We start from the raw sequence: 3,237 nt of genomic DNA, 5'->3' as shown, positions 1-3,237 counted from the left end.
CTAAATATAATCTTTTCAATTTTCCTAACTTGAAAAGATTTGATGCCTTTTCACAATTCATATAGGATTGCTATATTTTGAGTTTCTGGATAATGCAGCTCGTGCGGGCAGAGCCGATCGCACATTGGCGCGATCGACAACCGCAAACATACTGCTAACTATATGAACTAGCAATAATTCGGACTTTTTAGTTTCTATAAACGCAATACTTTGGCTGTGACTAGCTATCTGCTAATTTCACTGTTGCGGTCGTCAAAAACTTAATGCTATTTCTTCTCAAGAGGTAAAAATAAAACCAATGACATATTTTCAGTGTATTCTTTATAGTTTTTTAATATTCTTGCTTGAGCTTGACGGTGAATACAATTTTGCAGTTTAATCTGTAAACAAATATTGATAATTTTTATCAAAAAGCTTCAATGTGAGGGTGGTGGGTAAAATATCCGAATAAATCTTCAGGATTATTTAATGTAAAATTTATCATCCTCAAAATTCTGCCCCTGAGGCGCTAATCTATATCAAATAAGCGATCGCCCGCCACTAATCCCCCGATCGCTCGATCGCATTAATGCCCCCAGAGGGGGTTTTAAATTTTTGTAAAAAATAGTTGACTAAAGAGTTGGAAGTTCTCTCGTTTGGGATAGATCGATGCACATACCTGATGGTTTCCTTTCACCGCCAGTAGCCGTTGCCACCGGCATAGCAAGTGCAGCAGTAATTGCTGTTGCCCTGAATCGAACCCGCGCCAGTCTTGGACTCCGACAAGCCCCAATCATGGGCTTAACTACAGCTTTCGTGTTTGCAGCCCAGATGATCAACTTTCCCGTAGCCGGAGGCACCAGCGGCCACTTGTTAGGAGGGGCGCTAGCTTCCGTGGTTTTGGGGAACCCTTGGGCGGCAACTTTAGCGATGAGCACAGTTTTTATAATTCAGAGCGTCTTGTTTGCCGACGGGGGCATCACCGCCCTGGGAGCCAATATTTTTAACATGGGGCTAGTTGGCATTTGGGTGGGCTGGTGGCTGTTGCAGCCGTTGCAGCGACTGTTGGGAGGTTCCAGAAATCGTTTGCCGCTAGCAGCAGGGATTGCAGCCGCCCTTAGCGTTGTGGCTGCTTCGATTTGTGTGGCGATCCAATTGGCAATTTCTGGAACAGTAGGGCTCAATATCGCATTGCCAGCAATGGTAGGCGTACATATTTTAATTGGGATTGGCGAAGGGCTAATTACAGGTGGCGTTTTAACTTATCTCGTCAAAGTGCGGCCGGATTTACTGCCGGGACAACAGCCACAATTGCAGAAATGGGTAGTGCCAGTAATCGGGGTGTTATTAATTTCGGGGGTGCTTTCGCTGTTCGCTTCAAGTTGGCCTGACGGGTTAGAAGCGGTAGCCGAAAAATACGGCTTTAAAGATAAAGAAGCTGTGGCGATCGAAAATCCTACTCCTTTAGCCGATTACACAGTTAAAGGATTAGAAGAACAGCCTATTGGTACTAGCATTGCTGGACTTTTAGGGTCTGCCTTCAGCTTCGGCGCGGCCTTTGGTATTGCTCAGTTGGTGGTAAAACCTAAAGATGTCTAAACTCTCCATACCTTTTCGATTGCGGCTGTCTTTGACAATTGTCATCGGCATTGGTTTTATGAAGACAGGCGCTTGGCTGTGGCTGGGAATCTATGGGGCGATCGCACTTTTTTGGTCATTTTGGCTGAGGGCGCCGGTGCGAACCCTAGCGCAACTGTTGGGAGCAGAATTGCTTTTTCTCTCATTATTAGTCCTGCCCCAAGGTTGGGAACGCGCCAGTTTTCTGTTGCTGCGTTCCCTAATTTGCCTGCTAATTATGAACAGCTTCCTGCTAACTTTGCCACCCCACAGTTTCGGAATCGCCCTCAAAGGATTACCCCTACCAGCAGGTTTGCAAGAGATTGTACTTTTAACGGGACAATACTTAGAAATCCTGCTGGCAGAAGTCAACCGCATGAAAATATCCGCCCAACTCCGAGGCTTGTCCGGCGCCGGAGGATGGCTGCGTTACGCCAGTGCTTCCATGATCGGATCACTTTATTTGCGAAGTCTCGATCGGGCAGAAAGAGTACACGCAGCCATGCTAATTCGCGGATATCAAGGAAGTTTGCCCGCCGACTCGAAATCGACACCAAAAGAGCGACTCTGGCTGACAATAACAATTTTAATAGTAGCCGGATTAACAACAGCTTCTTACGGTAATTGGGAATGGGTAATGGGGAAGGGGTAATTAACTGGTTCCCAAGCTCTGCCTGGGAACCGATGTCCAGAGGCTCTGCCTCGCTTCTTGCGGAGGGAAATTGGAGGCAGAGCCTCCCGAGCTGCTTTTCCAGGCAAAGCCTGGGAACGAGTAGAAATTATTCAATCTAAAATCTAAAATCTAAAATCTAAAATCGGATGACTAATCTCAAATCCGCGCCAACAATCGAAGTGCAAGACTTAGTATTTGGCTATCCCGAGCAAAAGCCTGTATTGCGGGGAATTTCTTTTACTTTGCACCCCGGAGAAAGAGTGGCTCTACTCGGCCTGACAGGTGCTGGTAAAAGCACTTTGCTTGAAAACTTGATCGGATTAAAAATGCCTCAATCCGGCGAGATTAGAGTGCAGGGAAAAAAGCTGGAAGAGGCGACTTTATCGCAGGCGCGCAGGCAGATTGGATTTTGCTTTCAAGACGCTAACGACCAGCTATTTATGCCGACAATTTTGGAGGATGTAACGTTCGGGCCGCGCAATTACGGAGTGCCGCCGGGAGTTGCGCGCGAGCGAGCTTTAGCCCTATTAGACGAATTCGGTTTAGTAGAATTTGCCAACCGTTCGGCCCACGAACTTTCGGGAGGTCAAAGAAGGTTAGCAGCCTTGGCCGCAATTTTAGCATTAGAGCCGGCAATTTTAATCTTAGACGAGCCGACTAACGGACTCGATCCCTCGTGGCGGCGTCACTTGGCTAAGGTTTTGTCCCAATTGCCGATCGAGGTAATTTTGATCGCTTCTCACAATTTGAATTGGATCGGGAAAACGACTCAAAGGGCGTTAGTTTTGGCGGATGGTGAGATTAAAATTGACAGAAAAACTCAAGATTTGCTGGCAGATACATCAACTCTCGAATATTACAATTTGCCGCCAGATTGGTAATTATTTATTGGGCGTTGCTGAAAGGGTAATGATTTAAGTCGGTAAAGGAATAGTTTGATATTTCAGATAGTGCAGCAATAACCGTAG

3 protein-coding genes are annotated in these 3,237 nt (G+C 46.3%); all 3 read left to right on the top strand.

Annotated elements, in window-relative coordinates:
* Positions 1-648: 648 nt before the first annotated feature.
* The 3 genes from QUA62_RS29035 (at position 649) to QUA62_RS29025 (ending at position 3,150) form a co-directional block, all read left to right on the top strand.
* Entirely contained in the window at positions 649-1,578 is a 930-nt protein-coding gene (locus QUA62_RS29035; protein WP_333282668.1) for an energy-coupling factor ABC transporter permease, read from the top strand.
* Positions 1,571-2,248, top strand: coding sequence for an energy-coupling factor transporter transmembrane protein EcfT (locus tag QUA62_RS29030; RefSeq protein ID WP_333408255.1), 678 nt, complete (start codon positions 1,571-1,573; stop codon positions 2,246-2,248). The genes QUA62_RS29035 and QUA62_RS29030 overlap by 8 nt, the downstream gene beginning before the upstream one ends.
* Positions 2,249-2,415: 167 nt before the next feature.
* Complete coding sequence (locus tag QUA62_RS29025) at positions 2,416-3,150, top strand: ABC transporter ATP-binding protein (protein ID WP_333408254.1); 735 nt, start codon at positions 2,416-2,418, stop codon at positions 3,148-3,150.
* The last annotated feature ends 87 nt before the right edge of the window (positions 3,151-3,237 follow it).

It is taken from the genome of Microcoleus sp. MON1_C1 (assembly GCF_036701945.1).
Classification (GTDB): domain Bacteria; phylum Cyanobacteriota; class Cyanobacteriia; order Cyanobacteriales; family Microcoleaceae; genus Microcoleus.
The sequence above is the reverse complement of the archived record's forward strand: the minus strand, read 5'-3'. Positions and strand labels throughout refer to the sequence as shown.

Bases quoted from the DNA above. Each gene is read 5' to 3' on its own strand.
- QUA62_RS29035 (WP_333282668.1), top strand. From the start codon at position 649: ATGCACATACCTGATGGTTTCCTTTCACCGCCAGTAGCCGTTGCCACC.
- QUA62_RS29030 (WP_333408255.1), top strand. From the start codon at position 1,571: ATGTCTAAACTCTCCATACCTTTTCGATTGCGGCTGTCTTTGACAATT.
- QUA62_RS29025 (WP_333408254.1), top strand. From the start codon at position 2,416: ATGACTAATCTCAAATCCGCGCCAACAATCGAAGTGCAAGACTTAGTA.